The following is a 1730-nucleotide window of genomic DNA, read 5'->3' on the forward strand; positions in this document are numbered from 1 at the left end:
CCCGAGAGAGACGATTGGGTCTGTAGCTCAGTTGGTTAGAGCGCACCCCTGATAAGGGTGAGGTCGGCAGTTCGAATCTGCCCAGACCCACCAATTGTCATGGGATGTGGCCGATCTGTAGATGGGGCCATAGCTCAGCTGGGAGAGCGCCTGCTTTGCACGCAGGAGGTCAGCGGTTCGATCCCGCTTGGCTCCACCATTAACTCGAAAATCGCTGAAAGCTCAGAAATGAGTGCTGCTTGCGCATCCTGTGATGTGTGAGGGTATTGATTTCTGGTCTTTGCGCCAGAACTGTTCTTTAAAAATTTGGGTATGTGATAGAAGTAGATTTGAGTAGTCACTTTCACTGGTGATTATTCAAGTCAAGGTAAAATTTGCGTGTTCTCTATGCAAATTTTCGGCGAATGTCGTCTTCACGTTATAGACAGTAACCAGATTGCTTGGGGTTATATGGTCAAGTGAAGAAGCGCATACGGTGGATGCCTTGGCAGTCAGAGGCGATGAAAGACGTGGTAGCCTGCGAAAAGCTTCGGGGAGTCGGCAAACAGACTTTGATCCGGAGATGTCTGAATGGGGGAACCCAGCCATCATAAGATGGTTATCACACACTGAATACATAGGTGTGTGAGGCGAACCAGGGGAACTGAAACATCTAAGTACCCTGAGGAAAAGAAATCAACCGAGATTCCCTTAGTAGTGGCGAGCGAACGGGGATTAGCCCTTAAGCTTCTTTGATTTTAGCGGAACGCTCTGGAAAGTGCGGCCATAGTGGGTGATAGCCCTGTACGCGAAAAGGTCTTAGACGTGAAATCGAGTAGGACGGAGCACGAGAAACTTTGTCTGAATATGGGGGGACCATCCTCCAAGGCTAAATACTACTGACTGACCGATAGTGAACCAGTACCGTGAGGGAAAGGCGAAAAGAACCCCGGAGAGGGGAGTGAAATAGAACCTGAAACCGTATGCGTACAAGCAGTGGGAGCCTACTTTGTTAGGTGACTGCGTACCTTTTGTATAATGGGTCAGCGACTTATTTTCAGTGGCGAGCTTAACCGAATAGGGGAGGCGTAGCGAAAGCGAGTCTTAATAGGGCGTCTAGTCGCTGGGAATAGACCCGAAACCGGGCGATCTATCCATGGGCAGGTTGAAGGTTAGGTAACACTGACTGGAGGACCGAACCGACTACCGTTGAAAAGTTAGCGGATGACCTGTGGATCGGAGTGAAAGGCTAATCAAGCTCGGAGATAGCTGGTTCTCCCCGAAAGCTATTTAGGTAGCGCCTCGTGTATCACTGCTGGGGGTAGAGCACTGTTTCGGCTAGGGGGTCATCCCGACTTACCAAACCGATGCAAACTCCGAATACCAGCAAGTGTCAGCACGGGAGACACACGGCGGGTGCTAACGTCCGTCGTGAAAAGGGAAACAACCCAGACCGTCAGCTAAGGTCCCAAAATCCTGGTTAAGTGGGAAACGATGTGGGAAGGCTTAGACAGCTAGGAGGTTGGCTTAGAAGCAGCCACCCTTTAAAGAAAGCGTAATAGCTCACTAGTCGAGTCGGCCTGCGCGGAAGATGTAACGGGGCTCAAACCAGGTACCGAAGCTACGGGTTCAACGCAAGTTGAGCGGTAGAGGAGCGTTCTGTAAGCCTGTGAAGGTCAGTTGAGAAGCTGGCTGGAGGTATCAGAAGTGCGAATGCTGACATGAGTAACGACAATGCGAGTGAAAAACTC

General features: G+C 50.6%; 2 tRNA genes and 1 rRNA gene. All 3 read left to right on the top strand.

The features are described from left to right. Positions 1 to 16 precede the first annotated feature (16 nt). Positions 17 to 93: transfer RNA gene (locus CXQ94_RS23550), tRNA-Ile, on the top strand. A gap of 30 nt (positions 94 to 123) precedes the next feature. Further along, positions 124 to 199, top strand: a tRNA-Ala gene (locus CXQ94_RS23555). Between the two features lie 253 nt (positions 200 to 452). After that, positions 453 to 1730 (top strand): 23S ribosomal RNA (locus CXQ94_RS23560); the annotation flags it as partial.

This window comes from Arthrobacter sp. GMC3 (assembly GCF_002929305.1).
In the GTDB taxonomy this organism is placed as follows: Bacteria; Actinomycetota; Actinomycetes; order Actinomycetales; family Micrococcaceae; genus Specibacter.